Origin of the sequence: Frateuria sp. GZRR35, assembly GCF_051900415.1 — a bacterium.
Lineage (GTDB): Bacteria > Pseudomonadota > Gammaproteobacteria > Xanthomonadales > Rhodanobacteraceae > Frateuria_A.
The window spans coordinates 227,718-241,951 of the sequence record NZ_JBHZGL010000001.1 but is presented as its reverse complement, the minus strand read 5'-3'; the positions used below and the strand labels follow the sequence as shown (position 1 = coordinate 241,951).

General features: G+C 69.2%; 17 protein-coding genes. 11 read left to right on the top strand and 6 right to left on the bottom strand.

What is annotated here, in order from left to right; translation table 11 throughout:
- Nucleotides 1-6 precede the first annotated feature (6 nt).
- Together ACFWZ3_RS01040 and secB are read right to left on the bottom strand one after the other, a co-directional pair.
- Nucleotides 7-1,032 (bottom strand): NAD(P)H-dependent glycerol-3-phosphate dehydrogenase, encoded by a 1,026-nt coding sequence (locus ACFWZ3_RS01040; RefSeq protein WP_439705929.1) that lies wholly within the window; start codon nucleotides 1,030-1,032, stop codon nucleotides 7-9.
- Nucleotides 1,033-1,044: 12 nt separating this feature from the next.
- Nucleotides 1,045-1,551, bottom strand: a complete 507-nt coding sequence (gene secB, locus ACFWZ3_RS01035) for a protein-export chaperone SecB (protein WP_439705928.1) — start codon at nucleotides 1,549-1,551, stop codon at nucleotides 1,045-1,047.
- 301 nt (nucleotides 1,552-1,852) lie between these two features.
- Here secB and rpmB point away from each other — a divergent pair, with 301 nt between their 5' ends.
- The 5 genes from rpmB to ACFWZ3_RS01010 all read left to right on the top strand — a co-directional run bounded on the left by rpmB (nucleotide 1,853) and on the right by ACFWZ3_RS01010 (nucleotide 3,929).
- On the top strand, nucleotides 1,853-2,089 hold the full coding sequence (gene rpmB / locus ACFWZ3_RS01030; RefSeq protein ID WP_209619039.1) for a 50S ribosomal protein L28: 237 nt from the start codon (nucleotides 1,853-1,855) through the stop codon (nucleotides 2,087-2,089).
- A gap of 10 nt (nucleotides 2,090-2,099) precedes the next feature.
- Nucleotides 2,100-2,267 (top strand): 50S ribosomal protein L33, encoded by a 168-nt coding sequence (gene rpmG, locus ACFWZ3_RS01025; RefSeq protein WP_017463578.1) that lies wholly within the window; start codon nucleotides 2,100-2,102, stop codon nucleotides 2,265-2,267.
- Between the two features lie 79 nt (nucleotides 2,268-2,346).
- Nucleotides 2,347-2,886 (top strand): DUF4166 domain-containing protein, encoded by a 540-nt coding sequence (locus tag ACFWZ3_RS01020; protein WP_439705927.1) that lies wholly within the window; start codon nucleotides 2,347-2,349, stop codon nucleotides 2,884-2,886.
- Nucleotides 2,879-3,286, top strand: a complete 408-nt coding sequence (locus ACFWZ3_RS01015; protein ID WP_439705926.1) for a thiol-disulfide oxidoreductase DCC family protein — start codon at nucleotides 2,879-2,881, stop codon at nucleotides 3,284-3,286. Before ACFWZ3_RS01020 ends, ACFWZ3_RS01015 begins: the two co-directional genes overlap by 8 nt.
- Before the next feature lie 130 nt (nucleotides 3,287-3,416).
- Nucleotides 3,417-3,929, top strand: coding sequence for a DUF3016 domain-containing protein (locus tag ACFWZ3_RS01010; RefSeq protein WP_439705925.1), 513 nt, complete (start codon nucleotides 3,417-3,419; stop codon nucleotides 3,927-3,929).
- 134 nt (nucleotides 3,930-4,063) lie between these two features.
- Here the strand turns inward: ACFWZ3_RS01010 and ACFWZ3_RS01005 are convergent, their stop codons facing one another.
- A complete protein-coding gene (locus ACFWZ3_RS01005) occupies nucleotides 4,064-5,257 on the bottom strand; it encodes a DesA family fatty acid desaturase (RefSeq protein ID WP_439705924.1) in 1,194 nt (397 codons plus the stop codon).
- 137 nt (nucleotides 5,258-5,394) lie between these two features.
- Between ACFWZ3_RS01005 and ACFWZ3_RS01000 the strand changes: the two genes are divergently transcribed.
- The 6 genes from ACFWZ3_RS01000 to mutM all read left to right on the top strand — a co-directional run bounded on the left by ACFWZ3_RS01000 (nucleotide 5,395) and on the right by mutM (nucleotide 11,378).
- Complete coding sequence (locus ACFWZ3_RS01000; protein ID WP_439705923.1) at nucleotides 5,395-6,129, top strand: ABC transporter ATP-binding protein; 735 nt, start codon at nucleotides 5,395-5,397, stop codon at nucleotides 6,127-6,129.
- Nucleotides 6,126-6,881 carry an ABC transporter permease gene (locus ACFWZ3_RS00995; RefSeq protein WP_439705922.1) on the top strand — a complete coding sequence of 252 codons (756 nt, stop codon included), beginning with the start codon at nucleotides 6,126-6,128 and terminating at the stop codon, nucleotides 6,879-6,881. The genes ACFWZ3_RS01000 and ACFWZ3_RS00995 overlap by 4 nt, the downstream gene beginning before the upstream one ends.
- Nucleotides 6,881-8,236: a GldG family protein gene (locus ACFWZ3_RS00990; protein ID WP_439705921.1), complete on the top strand. Its 1,356-nt coding sequence runs from the start codon at nucleotides 6,881-6,883 to the stop codon at nucleotides 8,234-8,236. The genes ACFWZ3_RS00995 and ACFWZ3_RS00990 overlap by 1 nt, the downstream gene beginning before the upstream one ends.
- Entirely contained in the window at nucleotides 8,236-8,721 is a 486-nt protein-coding gene (locus ACFWZ3_RS00985; protein ID WP_439705920.1) for a hypothetical protein, read from the top strand. The genes ACFWZ3_RS00990 and ACFWZ3_RS00985 overlap by 1 nt, the downstream gene beginning before the upstream one ends.
- 141 nt (nucleotides 8,722-8,862) lie before the next feature.
- Nucleotides 8,863-10,272: an NADP-dependent phosphogluconate dehydrogenase gene (gndA, locus tag ACFWZ3_RS00980; RefSeq protein ID WP_439705919.1), complete on the top strand. Its 1,410-nt coding sequence runs from the start codon at nucleotides 8,863-8,865 to the stop codon at nucleotides 10,270-10,272.
- A gap of 278 nt (nucleotides 10,273-10,550) precedes the next feature.
- The gene (gene mutM, locus ACFWZ3_RS00975; RefSeq protein ID WP_439705918.1) at nucleotides 10,551-11,378 is read left to right on the top strand and encodes a bifunctional DNA-formamidopyrimidine glycosylase/DNA-(apurinic or apyrimidinic site) lyase; all 828 of its coding nucleotides are present in this window, start codon (nucleotides 10,551-10,553) and stop codon (nucleotides 11,376-11,378) included.
- 60 nt (nucleotides 11,379-11,438) lie between these two features.
- On the opposite strand, the gene ACFWZ3_RS00970 is transcribed toward mutM, so the two are convergent.
- Genes ACFWZ3_RS00970 through ACFWZ3_RS00960 form a run of 3 tightly spaced genes read right to left on the bottom strand, consistent with a single transcriptional unit; the run spans nucleotide 11,439 to nucleotide 14,215 of the window.
- Complete coding sequence (locus tag ACFWZ3_RS00970; protein ID WP_439705917.1) at nucleotides 11,439-12,200, bottom strand: hypothetical protein; 762 nt, start codon at nucleotides 12,198-12,200, stop codon at nucleotides 11,439-11,441.
- Between the two features lie 40 nt (nucleotides 12,201-12,240).
- Nucleotides 12,241-12,873 carry a thymidine kinase gene (locus tag ACFWZ3_RS00965; RefSeq protein ID WP_439705916.1) on the bottom strand — a complete coding sequence of 211 codons (633 nt, stop codon included), beginning with the start codon at nucleotides 12,871-12,873 and terminating at the stop codon, nucleotides 12,241-12,243.
- 43 nt (nucleotides 12,874-12,916) lie between these two features.
- On the bottom strand, nucleotides 12,917-14,215 hold the full coding sequence (locus ACFWZ3_RS00960) for an NAD(P)/FAD-dependent oxidoreductase (RefSeq protein WP_439705915.1): 1,299 nt from the start codon (nucleotides 14,213-14,215) through the stop codon (nucleotides 12,917-12,919).
- Nucleotides 14,216-14,234 lie beyond the last annotated feature (19 nt).

The following is a 14,234-nucleotide window of genomic DNA, read 5'->3' as shown; positions in this document are numbered from 1 at the left end:
GCCTGGTCAGGCAGTGCCGAACAGGCCCTGCGGGTATTCGGGCTTCTGTTCGCGCGCCATCAGCATGCGCACGCCCTCGACGGGGGTGACCTCGCCGTGCAGCACGGCGCGCACGCCGTTGGCGATCGGCAAATCCAGGCCGTGTTGTTCGGCCAGGCGCGACACCTCGTCCGCGGTGACCACGCTCTCGACCACCTGGCCGATCTGGCGCACCGCCTCGTCCAGTGCGATGCCCTGGCCCAGCGCCAGGCCGAGCCGCCGGTTGCGCGAGAGATCGCCAGTGCAGGTCAGCACCAGGTCGCCCAGACCGGACAGGCCCATCAGGGTTTCCGGCCGTGCGCCGAGCGCCAGGCCCAGCCGCAGCATCTCGTTCATGCCGCGGGTGATCAGCCCGGCGCGGGCATTGAGGCCCAGCTGCATGCCGTCAGCCACGCCGGTGGCCACCGCAAGCACGTTCTTCATCGCGCCGCCAAGCTCGGCGCCCAGCACGTCGTTGCCCGAGTAGGCGCGGAAGTTGGGCGCGTGCAGCAGCGCGGCCAGCGCCTTGGCGAAGGCCTGATCGTCCGAATGCACGGTGACCGCGCTGGGCAGCCCCGCGGCGACTTCGCGCGCGAATGACGGACCGGTCACCACCGCGGCCGCGCGACCCGGCAGCTTCTGCGCCACCAGCTCGTGCAGGAAGCGGCCGGTGCCCGGCTCGAAGCCCTTGGTCGCCCAGGCGATCGCGGTGTCGGGGCCGAGCAACGGCGCGAGCTCGTCCAGCATCGCGGCGAAGGCGTGGCTGGGCACCACGATGAGCACGATGTCGGCATCGCGCACGGCCGCCGCCAGCTCGGGCTCGTAGCCGAGCGCGGCTGGCAGTTCGAGGTCAGGCAGGTAGCGCTGGTTGCGTTGGCTTTGGGCCATCGCCGCCAGCGCCGCGCGGTCGCGGCCCCACAGGCGCGTGGTGACCCCGTTGCGCGCAGCCAGCGCGGCCAGCGCGGTGCCCCAGGAGCCGGCGCCTAGCACCGCGAGGATCGGTTGGTCCCGCATGATTTGCGTGCGTCAGCTGTTGAGCGTCGGCGCCTCGCCGCCACCGGCCATGCGGCGCTGCTGTTCCGCGAAGAGGGCGTCGAAGTTGATCGGCTGCAGCAGGAACGGCGGGAAGCCGCCCTCCAGCACCAGCGAGGAAATCACCTGGCGAGCATACGGGAACAGCAGGTTCGGGCAGTAGCTGCCGATGATGCCGGCATGGTCCTGCTCGCTGAAGCCGGCGATGCCGAACACGCCGGCCTGGTGCACTTCGGCCAAGTAGGCGGTGCGCTCGCCGATGGTGCAGGTCAAGGTCAGGCTGAGCACCACTTCGTACAGGCTGTTGCCCAGGTCGGTGGCGCGCTGGCCAAGGTTCAGCTGCACCTGCGGCTGGGCCTGGTCGTTCTCGCCGATGTCCTGGAAGATCTGTGGCGCGTTGGGCGCCTCGAAGGACACGTCCTTGACGTAGATCTTCTGCAGCATCAGCTGCGGCGTGGCCTGGCCGGCGGCCTGGTCGTTGGCGGGCGTGACTTCAGCCATCTTGGAATCCCTCGAATTCGTGAGTGCGGCGGAGCAAAGAGGGCGATTGTTCCATACATCCGGTCGCCCCGCCATCGCCCGGCGGCCGGAATGACTTGCGCAGGATGCTGTTTTTCCGGGAGAATACGCGGCTCGATCCAGGGCCGCCCCGATCCTCGGGCTTCCGCGACGCGATGCGGAAACGCAAGCCGGCCCCTCTCGAAGCGCAACACCCTCCAGCATCGCGTGGCGCCGCAAGCGCCGCTGGGCCGATGCCGTCCTGGCCAACGGGCGGTCAAAACTACCGATTACGGAGGCCCTCATGGCCCGTGTATGTCAAGTCACCGGAAAGGGTGTGCAGACCGGCAACAACGTCTCGCACGCCAACAACAAGACCCGTCGCCGCTGGTTGCCGAACCTGCATGAGCGCCGCTTCTGGGTCGCCAGCGAGAACCGTTGGGTGAAGCTGCGCGTTTCCAACGCCGCGCTGCGCACCATCGACAAGAATGGCATCGAGGCCGTGATCGCCCAGCTGCGTGCCCGCGGCGAGAAGGTCTGAGGATTGAACCATGGCTAACAAGACCCAAGACAAGATCCGCCTGATCTCCTCGGCCGGCACCGGCCACTTCTACACCACGCAGAAGAACAAGAAGAACACGCCGGAAAAGTTCGAGTTCAAGAAGTACGATCCGGTCGTGCGCAAGCACGTGATCTACAAGGAAGGCAAGATCAAGTGATCTTCGAAGAGAACCCGCCCCACGGCGGGTTTTCTTTTGGCCGCACGAAAAGCCGCCGCCCCGCTTTATGATGCGCGCCATGGCTGAGGCCCTGTTCCCTGCGCTGCTCGGCGAACAATGGCACGCGCTGGCGGCGCCGGTGCGGCGCATGCATGGCGACGGCTTGCGCATGCGGGCGATCGGCCAGGCCGACGTGGCCGGCGCGATGCACCTGCCGGCCCGACTCCTGCGCCGGCTGCTTGGCCTGCCCGAGCCGGGGATGGCGCAACCCGTCGAAGTGTCGATCGAACGGCATCCGGGCCATGAGGCCTGGACGCGGTGCTTCGCCCACGGCCGGATGCACTCCCGACTTTTCCAGAACCCGCGTGGCGCGCAGCTGTACGAACGGCTCGGCCCGGTGACGCTGCACTTCGAGTTGCGCCGCACGGACGACGCGATCGACTGGCAACTGCGCGGCGGCAGCCTGCTGGGCCTGCCGCTGCCGCGCGCCTGGTTCGGCGCGGTGCGCTCGCGCAGCAGTGCACAGGCGGGCCGTTACGTCTTCGACATCGACACACACCTGCCGCTGGTGGGACGGCTGGTCGCCTACCGCGGCTGGCTGGAGCCGGTCGGTGGCTGAGCAGGCCGCGATCATCGTTTTCGACGGGGTCTGCGTGCTGTGCAGCCGCTGGGTCGACTTCGTGCTCCGGCATGATCGCGCGGGCCGCTTCCGCCTGGCCGCGATGCAGGGTGCGCACGGGCGCGCGTTGCTCGCGGCGCATGGCCTGTCGGCGGACGACCCGGTGTCGTTCCTGCTGGTGCAAGGCGGATGCGGACATACCGACACCGATGCCATCGCGCGCGTCCTGCGCGGCTTCGGCGGGCGCTGGCGCCTGGCCGCGTCGCTGTTGCACGCGATCCCGCGCGCCTGCCGCGATCCGGCCTATCGCTGGGTGGCCCGCCACCGGTACCGGCTGTTCGGGCAGCGCGCGAGCTGCCGACTGCCCGAGACGGCGCACGCCTGGCGCTTCCTCGACTAGCTCAGGGAAACACCGATTCGGCGAGACTGTCCACCGGGCGCGCGTCCGGGCGTTTCCACGCTGGCGGGAAACCTCGCCGCGTTTGCGTCCCCTCCCCCGTCCAGCGTCGCGTCATCACCGGAGATACGCCATGTCCAAGCTTCCGCTCCGCCCCGCTCTCGGCCTGGCCCTCGCGCTTGCGGCATCCACCGCAGCGGCGGCCGCCGGCACCGTGAGCGTCCGCTATGACCACCCCGAAAACTTCACCGAAACGAAGGAGGTGCGGGCGTTCGCGCCCTCGCGCGCCGATTCGGGTTATCTGAAGACGCTGAAGACCTATATCGAGAAGCGCGCCGCCACCGAGCTCGAGCAAGGCCAGACGCTCGACATCGTCGTGACCGACATCGACCGCGCCGGCTCCTATGCGCCCACCGTGGGATCGTTGCAGCCGGTGCGCATCGTCAGGGACGTCTATCCCCCGCGCATCACACTGCACTTCCGCCTGCTCGATGGCCAGGGACAGGTGATCCGCGAGGGCGATCGCAAACTCACCGACCTGGGCTTCATGCACGACAGCCCGGGCGGGTTCTCCAACACCGACCCGCTGCGCTACGAGAAGCGCACGATCGACCGCTGGTTGTCTCGCGGCCCCGCGAAGCTGTAACGCTGGACCGCGTAGGGTGGGCTTTCAGCCCAGCGGCCGGTGGCAGAACCAGAGCGGTGGGCTGAGGCCCATCCTAAGCAAGGCAAAAAAAAGGCCCGCCATGGAGGCGGGCCTTTTGTCCTGCATCGGGTCGCTCAGGCGTTGGCGACGCGGTAACCCTTCAGCCGCTCCGCGAACTCCTGCAGCGAGCGGATGCCGCTCTGCTCGGCCTCGGCGATCCACTGCTGCAGGCCCTTGAGCGTCTGCTCGGCACCGCGCTGCTCCATCAGCGCCGCCAGGCGGTTACGGAAATCGCACACGGTGCGCAGCGTGGGACGCTTGGCCAGCACGGCCTGCAGGCGCGCGCTCCCTTCGCTGTCCAGCCAGCGGCCACCGTCGGCCAGCGCACGGCGCATGCGGCGCGGCATCGCCTTGAGGTTGTCGCCGGCGTGGGCAGCTTCCTCGCGCAGGGTCGGCATGATCACGCCGCGGTAATAGTCGGTCATCGCCTGGAAGCGATGCGTCAGCACGGCCTTGAGCGTCTCCGCGTCGGGCAGGTTCACGTTCGGGCGCACGTCCAGCGCCGGCGCCACGCGCAGCACCTTGGCAAGACCCACGGCACGCAGGCCGCAGATTGCCGCCCAGCCGATGTCGAACTCCCACTTGCGCAGGGCGAACTTGGCCGAGCTCGGGAACGCGTGGTGGTTGTTGTGCAGCTCTTCGCCACCGATCCAGAAACCCCACGGCAGCAGGTTGCGCGCGGTGTCGGCGCTTTCGAAGTTGCGGTAGCCGGCCCAGTGGCCGATGCCGTTGACGAAGCCGGCCGCCCAGAACGGGATCCAGATCATCTGCACGGCCCACAGCGCCGCACCGATCACGCCGAACAGCGCCAGGCTGATGAGCAGCATCAGGGTCGGGCCCCAGTACGGGTGCGCGCCATAGAGCTTGTGCTCGACCCAGTCATCGGGCGTGCCGCGACCGTACTGCTCCATGTCCTGCTTCGACTCGCAGGCGTCGCGGTACAGCGAGACGCCGTCCCAGAACACCTTCTTGATGCCGTAGATCATCGGGCTATGCGGATCCTCCTCGGTCTCCACCTTGGCGTGGTGCTTGCGATGCACCGCCACCCATTCCTTGGTGACCATGCCGGTGGTCAACCAGCCCCAGAACCGGAAGAAATGCGCCAGCACCGGATGGAAATCCACCCCGCGATGGGTCTGGCTGCGATGCAGGTACAGCGTCACCGTGAAGATGGTGAGCTGGGTCATCACCAGCATGTAGACCAGCATGGCAAGCCAACTGGCGTGGGTCACGCCGTTGGAGAGGAAGTTCAGCACCGCGTCGAGCATCAGGAAAGCACCGGGGAAGTGGAAAGGCAGTCTATCGGAGGGGTTTCCGTACCCGCCAGCATGGCGCTTTGCACTTCGCGCATGCGTGAAGCGCCCCGCAGGTTGTGCAAACGTGGGGGCACCGTGACAATCATGCAATGACTCTGCCACAACCGCTGTTAACGCTGGAGAAAGCCAGCCGCCGCCGCGCCGGACGGGCCGCGGTTAGCGACCTCGACCTCACGCTCGATCGCGGCCAGGTGCTGGGCCTGCTGGGCGTCAACGGCGCGGGCAAGTCGACCACGCTGTCGATGATCGCCGGCGCGCTGGCGCCCGACGGCGGGCGCATCCTGCTCGACGGCGAGGACCTGGCCGAGCAGCCGGCACTCGCGCGCCGCCTGGTGGGCTGGCTGCCCGAACGTGCCCCGCTGTGGCAGGAACTGACGGTGGGGGAACATCTGGACGCGCACGGTCGCCTGCGTGGGCTCAAGGGCGCGGCGCTCAGGCAGGCATGCGCGCGCATGGTCGAGCGACTGGAACTGGCCCCGCTGGAACGCCGCCTCGCCGGCGTGCTCTCGCAGGGCCAGCGCCAGCGCCTGGGGCTGGCCTGCGCGCTGCTGCACCAGCCGGCGCTGCTGGTGCTGGACGAGCCCGGCAACGCGCTCGATCCGGTGCAGGTCGCCGCGCTGCGCGCGCTGATCCGCGAACAGGCCGCCGCCGGCACCGCGGTGATCCTGTCCACCCACGTGCTGGCGGAGGTCACCGCGGTGTGCGATCGCGTGGCAATCCTGCATGACGGCTCGTTGCGCCATGCGGGCACGCTGGACGCCGGCGACAACGCCGCGCTCGAGGAGCGCTTCTTCGCCATCGCCACCACGAAGGCGGCCGCATGAGCGCGCTGGCCATGACGCGACTGGAGCTGCGCCGGCTGTTCGTGCGTCCACTCGCCTGGGTGCTCGGCGCGCTTACGCTCGCCTGGCTGGCGTGGAACTTCACTTTGCTGCTGGGCAGCTTCCTCGCCGCGCAGATCCGCCTGGCCGCCTTGCCCGACGGCCCCGGCTACACCGACCTGGTGGCCGTGCCGCTGCTGGCCAAGCTGGCCGAGCTCGCTTTCCTGGTGGTGCCCTTGTTGTCGATGTCGGCCCTTGCCGGCGAGCGTCGCGAGGGGCGCTTGGCGCTGCTGCTCGGCATGGGCCTGTCGCCCTCGCGCATCGTGCTGGGCAAGTACGCGGCACTGCTGGTGTGGTTGCTGGCCTGGCTGGCGCTGGTGCTGGCCATGCCGGCGGCGCTGGCGCACGCGACCGCGATCGACTGGGGCAAGCTCGCCGCCGCCACGCTCGGCATGGCGTTGCTGCTCGCCTCGCTTGCTGCGTTGGGGCTGGCCTGTTCGGCATTCGCCTCGCATCCGGCCCTCGCCGCGGCCGCCGCGCTGGTGCTCACGCTGGGACTGTGGGCGGTGAACATGGGCGCCCAGCTGGCCGGCATGGAAGGCGGCGCGATCAACTGGCTGGCGATGAGCTCGCACCTGCAGCCGCTGCTGCGCGGGCTGGTGACCAGCGTCGACGTGGCGTGGTTCGCGCTGCTTACAGTGGTCTGCCTGGCGCTGGCGATCCGCCGCGTCGCGGCTGAACGGGAGCGCGGCTGATGCGCACGCTATTCGGACGCCTGGACGTCTGGCTGTTCGCGCTGGCCATGCTGGTCGGCGCGGGGGCTATCGGCTACCTCACCACCCGGCACGTCTTCGTCGCCGACTGGACCGCGGGCGGGCGCGCCAGCCTGTCGCCGGAGAGCCACGCCGTGCTCGACCAGCTCGACGGGCCGGTCGAGATCGTCAGCTATGCGAACCCCCAGGGCGACCTGCGCCCGACGATCGCCGGCTTCCTCGAACGCTACCGCCGGGCCAAGCCCGACCTGACGCTGCGCTTCGTCGACCCGCAACAGGACCCGGCGAAGATGCGCGAGCTGGGCATCACCGTCGATGGCGCGATCATCGTGCGCTACCGCGGCCGCGAGCAGCGGCTTGACGAATTGTCCGAGCGCAGCCTGACCAACGCGCTGGAGCGGCTGGCGCGCGGCGGCGAGCGCATCGTCGCCTTCGTCACCGGCGACGGCGAACGCCGCGCGGACGGCCAGGCCAACGCCGACGTGGGCACCTTCATGGCGCAGCTGGAAAGCCGCGGCATGCGTGCGGTGCCGCTCAACTTCGCGCAGGTCACTGCGGTCCCGCAGCACACCGACCTGGTGGTGCTGGCCAGCCCCTCGCTGGCCCTCGCGCCGGGCGCCGTGCGTGCACTGGTCGATTACCTGGCCAATGGCGGCAACCTGTTGTGGCTCACCGAGCCGGCCAACAGCGACCTCAACCTTGCACCGCTCGCCGATGCGCTGGGCCTGCGCGTGCTGCCGGGCGTGCTGGTCGATGGCGGCGGCGCCGCATTGGGCCTGAAGGATCCGCGCCTGATCGCACTGGGCGCCTATCCGCCGCATGCGATCACGCGCGGCTTCATGCTCACCACGCTGTTCCCGCAGGTCGCCGCGCTGGCCCAGGTCAACCGCAACGACTGGGCGGTGCAGGACTTCCTCGAATCGGGCCCGCAGAGCTGGACCGAGTTCCAGCCGATCGAGAGTGCATCGAGCTCGACCATTCGTTTCGATGCTGCGGCCGGCGAATTGAAGGGGCCGCTGGCCTTCGGCCTGGCCTTGTCGCGCCTGTCGCCGAGTCCGGACAAGAGCCAGCAGCGCGTGGTGGTGATCGGCGACGGTGATTTCCTGTCCAACACGTTCCTGGGGAACGGCGGCAACCGCGCACTGGGCGAACGCGTGTTCGACTGGCTACTCGGCGACGACGCGCTGGTTAGCCTGCCGCCGCGCGGCGCACCCGACCGCGTGCTGGAGCTCTCGCAGACCGAACTCAACGTGGTGAGCCTGGGCTTCCTGATCGCGCTGCCGCTGCTGCTCCTGATCATCGGCGGCGCGCTGACCTGGCGCCGGCGCCGGCGTTGATGCGGCGCAAGGCACGCCAGCGCTGGATCGTCGGCGCGATCGCGCTGGCGCTGCTGGCGCTGGCCGCCGTGCAGTACCTGCACGACCAGCGCCAGGCGCCCGGCACGCTGCTGGACCTGGACCCAACCGCGATCGCCTCGGTCACCCTCACCCTGTCCGGCCAGCCCCCGGAGAGCTACCGTCGCCACGATGGCCACTGGTGGCAGGCCGACGGCAAGCGCGCTGACGATGGCCGGTTGCAGGAGCTGACCGAGATCGCGCAGGCGCCGGTCGTCAGCTGGCGGCCGGCGACCGATTTCCAGGCGGGGAAAATCGGCCTGGCGCCGCCGGTCGCGCAGCTCACGCTGGATGGCCAGGTGCTGGATTTCGGCACCACCGCCGTGACCGGACCGCTGCGTTACGTGCGCGTGGGCGAACGGATCGCACTCGTGCCGCTGCGCTACACACCGCGCCCGGCCACGCGGGACGCCGAGCGCATCCACTGATCCTGTAGGAGCGCACCCTGTGCGCGACCGCAAGCCGCCCCCGTGCCGCGCACACGGTGCGCTCCTGCGAAAGGCGCCGGCGCTTGTGGCGTGCGCGCGGCGGTCCCATATCCAACGGATCGAAGACCGAAGGAGCGCGCGATGAGCCAGCAGGTGATGGGTGTGTTCGGCATGGGCGTGATGGGACGCAGCCTGGCGCTGAACATCGAAAGCCGCGGGCACGCGGTCTCCGTCTACGACCACGACGGCGCCTTCACCGACCAGGTCATGGCCGCCCATCCCGACCGCCGCCTGGTGCCGTTCCACGAACTGCCCGCCTTCGTCGCATCGCTCGAGCGCCCGCGGCGCATCCTGCTGATGATCAAGGCTGGGCCGCCGGTCGACGCGATGCTCGAGGCGCTCACGCCGCTACTGGAGCCGGGCGATATCGTGATCGACGGTGGCAACAGCTACTACCGCGACACCATCCGCCGCGAGCGAGCGATGCAGGCGACCGGCTTCAACTTCATCGGCTGCGGCGTCTCCGGCGGCGAGGAAGGCGCGCTGCTCGGCCCGTCGATCATGCCGGGCGGCCCGCGCGACGCCTACGCCAGGGTCGAACCGATCCTCACCGAGATCGCCGCGCGCGCGCCGGACGGTACGCCCTGCGTAGCCTGGATGGGCCCCAACGGTGCCGGCCACTACGTGAAGATGGTGCACAACGGCATCGAGTACGGCGACATGCAGCTGATCGCCGAAAGCTACGCGGTGCTGCGCCAGGTGCTGGGCCTGTCCAACGCCGAACTGGCGCGCGTCTATGCGGACTGGAACCGGGGCGAACTGGACAGCTACCTGATCGAAATCACCTCGCACATCTTCACCCGCAAGGATCCCGACAGCGGCAACGACCTGGTCGACATGATCCTCGACCGTGCCCTGCAGAAAGGCACCGGCCAGTGGACCTGCCAGGACGCGCTGGAGATGCGCGTGCCATTGCCGCTTATCACCGAGGCGGTGTTCGCGCGCGGCCTGTCGGCGCAGAAGGACGAGCGCCTCGCCGCCAGCCGCGTGCTGCACGGACCCACGACGGCCTTCGCCGGGGATCGCGCGGCATTCGTCGAATCGGTACGCCGTGCGCTTTACCTGGGCAAGCTGGTCTCCTACGCGCAGGGATTCGCGCAGCTTCGCGCCGCCTCCACGGCACATGACTGGGACCTGGACTACGCCACCATTGCCAGCATCTTCCGCGCCGGCTGCATCATCCGCGCCGGCTTCCTGGAACGGATCATGGAGGCCTACACGCGCGACCCGGACCTTGCCAACCTTATGCTCGATCCCTATTTCGCCGACACGGCCGCGCGCTACCAGCAGGCCCTGCGCGAAGTGGTCGCCACCGCGGTGGCCTGTGGCGTCGCCACGCCCTGCCTGGCATCGGCGATCGCCTGGTTCGACGGCTACCGCAGCGAGCACCTGCCGGCCAACCTGCTGCAGGCGCAGCGCGACTATTTCGGTGCGCACACGTTTGAACGCGTCGATCGGCCCGGGAGTTTCCATGTGGACTGGGAGGCCTGAGGCAAGGCTTCCCCCATCCGCCCTTCGGGCACCTTCCCCCGCGCGCGCGGGAAGGACCGGGTCAGCCGCAAGCTGGCAGACTTGAGGCAAACCCCATTCGTTCTGCAATCGCCCTCTCGCGCCAGGAAGAATCGGATCAGCCAAGACTGCCGACTCGAAGCACCCCTGACCTCCGCCAGGGAACAGCCAACGATCCTTCCCCCGTGAAGACGGGGGAAGGTGCCCGCAGGGCGGATGGGGGCAACCTTGCCCCGGCCCTCACCCGAACATCCATCACCATGCCCGAACTTCCCGAAGTCGAAACCACCCGCCGCGGCATCGCTCCGCAAGTCGAGGGCCGCCGCGTCGCGGGGGTGGTGCTGCGTCGCCCGGACCTGCGCTGGCCGATCCCGCACGAGGTGAGCGAACTGCTGCCCGGTCAGCGCATCGAGGCCGTCGAGCGTCGCGCCAAGTACCTGCTGCTGCACACCCGCGCCGGCAGCGCGCTGATGCATCTGGGGATGAGCGGCATGCTGCGCGTGTTGCCGCCCGACGCGCCGCTGGGCGCGCACGACCACGTCGATATCGAGCTCGCCGCAGAGGCCAGCCGCCCCGCACGCGTATTGCGCTTCACCGATCCGCGCCGCTTCGGCTGCCTGCTCTGGCAGCCGCCGGGCGAGACCCACGAACTACTCGCCGCGCTCGGCCCCGAGCCGCTCACTGACGCCTTCGATGGCGACCTGCTCTGGCACGTCTCTCGCGGGCGCAGCGCCGCGGTCAAGCTTTTCCTGATGGACAACGCGGTGGTGGTCGGGGTGGGCAACATCTACGCCAGCGAGGCGCTGTTTGCCGCCGGCATCGACCCACGCCGCGCGGCCGGCCGCGTTTCGCGCGAGCGCTACGCGCGGCTCGCGGCGGAGGTCAAGCGCATCCTCGGCTGGGCGATCGAGCGGGGCGGCACCACGCTGCGGGATTTCCTCAATCCCGACGGTGCGCCCGGTTACTTCTTCCGCGAACTCAACGTGTACGGCCGCGCCGGCGAACCGTGCAAGGCGTGCGGCACGCCGATCCGCCAGGCCGTGCTCGGCCAGCGCTCGACGTTCTGGTGCCCACGCTGCCAGCGCTGAGCGGGCGAACGTCCACCCGCCACCGCCCCGTGCCGGGCGCCGATGGTGGCTGGAGCCGACCTACGCCGGCCAGTCGAAGGCAACGTGGGTGTTGTTGAAGCGCGGATCGTCCAGGCTGCCCCCCAGGTGCGCCACCAGTTCGCCAGGCAGGCCTTCGACCTCCAGCGGCTGGCCTTCGGCGAAGTGGGCGCCGAGCGCCTGCAGTTCCACCAGCCGTTCGCACAGCATGCCGGCCTGTCCGGCGTGCGCATCGGGGACGTGACGCAGGCTCAGGTCGGGACGGCCGAACTTGCGCAGGCCGCGCGTGTGGATGTGCGAGCGTCCCTCGTCGTCCGGGTTGCGCAGGATCAGCACGTGGTTGCGCGGCGGCGCGCCACCAGGCACCAGGTAATGCTGGCGCCATGCCTCGGCGTCGAACAGGGTGAGTATCTGCGGATCAAGGATCGCGGCGCCACCCACGTCCAGCAGGCCGGCCAGCACGCCCATCGTGTCGCGCAGGTAGTCCAGACTGTCGCGGTCGGCCAGCTCGCCACGCACCACCAGCACATCCGGCGCGGCGCGGGCGCGGTCAAAGGCATCGGGGGCGTCTTCCTTCAGGAGCTCGCCCAGCGCGCCCTTGAGCGGATAGCCCTCCCAGCCACGCAGCGCGTTGTGGCCGAAGCGCTGCAGCCCCATGCCGTCAGGCAGGCCCCGGCTCGCGTAGCGCGCGGCGGGAATCGCCAGGTCCTGGGCAAAACGGCCGAAGACGTAGAAGTGCAGCACGAGGGTTTCATCGCTCGGCTGCCAGTAGGGGCGAGGCCAGGCTTCCGGGGTTGCGGTCATGGGGTGTCCTTGAGGAGAGGGCGCCCGGCAAGGCGAAGCGTCAGGGCCGATCGTCGAGCGGCAGCACGCTCTGCTGCAGTTCGATGCGACCTCGGCCCTCGGTGATGTGCTTGAACTCGGCGCGGCTGACCGAGACATAGCGGTCGTTGCCACCGATCTCAACCTGCGGACCTTCGGTCACCGCGCGGCCCTGCTCGTCCACGCGCACCACCATGGTGGCCTTGCGGCCGGTGTGGCAGATGGTCTTGATCTCTTCCAGGTTGTCGGCCCAGGCGAGCAGGTAGCGGCTGCCTTCGAACAGCTCGCCGCGAAAATCCGTGCGCAGGCCGTAGGCGAGCACCGGAATGTTGAGCCGGTCGACGACGTCGGACAGTTGCCACACCTGCGCCTTGGAGAGGAACTGCGCCTCGTCGACGAACACGCAATGCAGCGCACCGCGGTCGGCGATGTCCTTCTCCACCAGCGCGAACAGGTCCTCGCCCGCACCGAAACGCCGCGCGTTGGCCTTCAGGCCGATGCGCGAAGCCACCACACCCACGCCGAAGCGATTGTCCAGCGCGGGCGTGAGAATCAGCGTGCGCATGCCGCGCTCGTGATAGTTGTACGCGCTCTGCAGCAGCGTGGTGGTCTTGCCGGCATTCATTGCCGAGTAATAGAAGTAGAACTTGGCCATGAGGCGGCGAGGCCGGTCAGCGGAAACGGCGCATTGTAGGCGACTATTCGGCGCGCGCCTGCGCCAGGCGGTAGCGATGGCCGGCCCACCATTGGCGCAGATTCTTCATTACGGTCACGCCGTAGACGATCTTGAACACGCGCAGCCGCAGCAGCACCGGCGGCGGGTCGAAAAGGTCGCCGGCCAGCATCGAGATCACGCCCTGTTCGAGCTGCCAGGTGTTGCGCGGCGAGGCGAACATGCGCCGCATCACGGGCTCGTTGAAGCGATAGATGAAAAAGGCGAAGCGCGCCATGCCCTTGCGCAGGCGTTTTTCCAGCGCGCGCTGCAGCGCCGCCTCGCGCCTGGGTTCGCGCAATGCGCCATCGACCACCTCGACCGCGCGCTCGGCCGCGTCCATCGCCAGGAACACGCCGGAGGAAAACACCGGGTCGAGGAAGGCGAAGGCATCGCCGACCAGCATCCAGCCGGGACCGGCCATTTGCGTCGAATCGTAGGAGTAGTTGCCGGCTGCCCGGATCTCGTCGATCGGTTCGGCGCCTTCCAGCCGTTGCCACAGCTGCGCGTTCTGCCGGAGCGTGTCGAGCAGGAACTCGCGGATGTCGCCGCGGCGGCGCTTGAGGTACTCCGGCCAGCACACCGCGCCGACGCTCATGCTGCCGTCGGGCAACGGGATCATCCACATCCAGCCGTGCTCGAAGCGGTAGATGCTGACGTTGCCTGCATCCTCGCCGGGGCGCCGCGCCGCGTTGCTGAAGCGGGTGAACAGCGCCGCGCTCTGGTGCTGGCGGTTCTTGCGCTTGAGCTTTTTCCTGGTCGAAAGGAATGCGTCGCGGCCGCTGGCGTCGATCAGGTAGCGCGCCTCGATGGTGTAGCGCTCGCCCTCGTCGCTCTTCACCTCCAGGCGCGTCTGCCGCGGACCGGCCGGGTCGACGGCGACCACCTGCTGCCCTTCGCGCGCATCGGCGCCACACTCGCGCGCGTGGTCGTAGAGCATCTTGTCGAAGTCCTGCCGCCACACCTGGTAGCTGTGCGGCGGGCTTTTGCACAACGCGCGGCCGAAGGAAAAGACGTTGTAGCCGCGCTCGTTGTCGGCCTCGAAGTCGGCGCCGGCCTTGAACACGCCCATGGCGTGCACCTTGTCCAGCACGCCCAGGCGCTCCAGCACCGGCAGGTTCATCGGCAGCAGCGATTCGCCGATGTGGAAGCGCGGGTGGCGCTCCTTCTCCAGGGCGATGACCTTGTATCCGCGCCGCGCCAGCAGCGCCGCGGCGGTGCTACCCGCCGGCCCGCCGCCGATGATCGCCACGTCGCATGACTCGATTGCCGTTTCCCGCTCCATCCGCGCTCCCCCGGGCGTA

Bases quoted from the DNA above. Each gene is read 5' to 3' on its own strand.
- ACFWZ3_RS00970 (WP_439705917.1), bottom strand. From the start codon at position 12,200: ATGACCGCAACCCCGGAAGCCTGGCCTCGCCCCTACTGGCAGCCGAGC.
- ACFWZ3_RS00995 (WP_439705922.1), top strand. From the start codon at position 6,126: ATGAGCGCGCTGGCCATGACGCGACTGGAGCTGCGCCGGCTGTTCGTG.
- ACFWZ3_RS01000 (WP_439705923.1), top strand. From the start codon at position 5,395: ATGACTCTGCCACAACCGCTGTTAACGCTGGAGAAAGCCAGCCGCCGC.
- rpmB (WP_209619039.1), top strand. From the start codon at position 1,853: ATGGCCCGTGTATGTCAAGTCACCGGAAAGGGTGTGCAGACCGGCAAC.
- ACFWZ3_RS00960 (WP_439705915.1), bottom strand. From the start codon at position 14,215: ATGGAGCGGGAAACGGCAATCGAGTCATGCGACGTGGCGATCATCGGC.
- ACFWZ3_RS01010 (WP_439705925.1), top strand. From the start codon at position 3,417: ATGTCCAAGCTTCCGCTCCGCCCCGCTCTCGGCCTGGCCCTCGCGCTT.
- ACFWZ3_RS00965 (WP_439705916.1), bottom strand. From the start codon at position 12,873: ATGGCCAAGTTCTACTTCTATTACTCGGCAATGAATGCCGGCAAGACC.
- ACFWZ3_RS00985 (WP_439705920.1), top strand. From the start codon at position 8,236: ATGCGGCGCAAGGCACGCCAGCGCTGGATCGTCGGCGCGATCGCGCTG.
- ACFWZ3_RS01005 (WP_439705924.1), bottom strand. From the start codon at position 5,257: ATGCTCGACGCGGTGCTGAACTTCCTCTCCAACGGCGTGACCCACGCC.
- ACFWZ3_RS01020 (WP_439705927.1), top strand. From the start codon at position 2,347: ATGGCTGAGGCCCTGTTCCCTGCGCTGCTCGGCGAACAATGGCACGCG.
- ACFWZ3_RS00990 (WP_439705921.1), top strand. From the start codon at position 6,881: ATGCGCACGCTATTCGGACGCCTGGACGTCTGGCTGTTCGCGCTGGCC.
- secB (WP_439705928.1), bottom strand. From the start codon at position 1,551: ATGGCTGAAGTCACGCCCGCCAACGACCAGGCCGCCGGCCAGGCCACG.
- gndA (WP_439705919.1), top strand. From the start codon at position 8,863: ATGAGCCAGCAGGTGATGGGTGTGTTCGGCATGGGCGTGATGGGACGC.
- mutM (WP_439705918.1), top strand. From the start codon at position 10,551: ATGCCCGAACTTCCCGAAGTCGAAACCACCCGCCGCGGCATCGCTCCG.
- rpmG (WP_017463578.1), top strand. From the start codon at position 2,100: ATGGCTAACAAGACCCAAGACAAGATCCGCCTGATCTCCTCGGCCGGC.
- ACFWZ3_RS01040 (WP_439705929.1), bottom strand. From the start codon at position 1,032: ATGCGGGACCAACCGATCCTCGCGGTGCTAGGCGCCGGCTCCTGGGGC.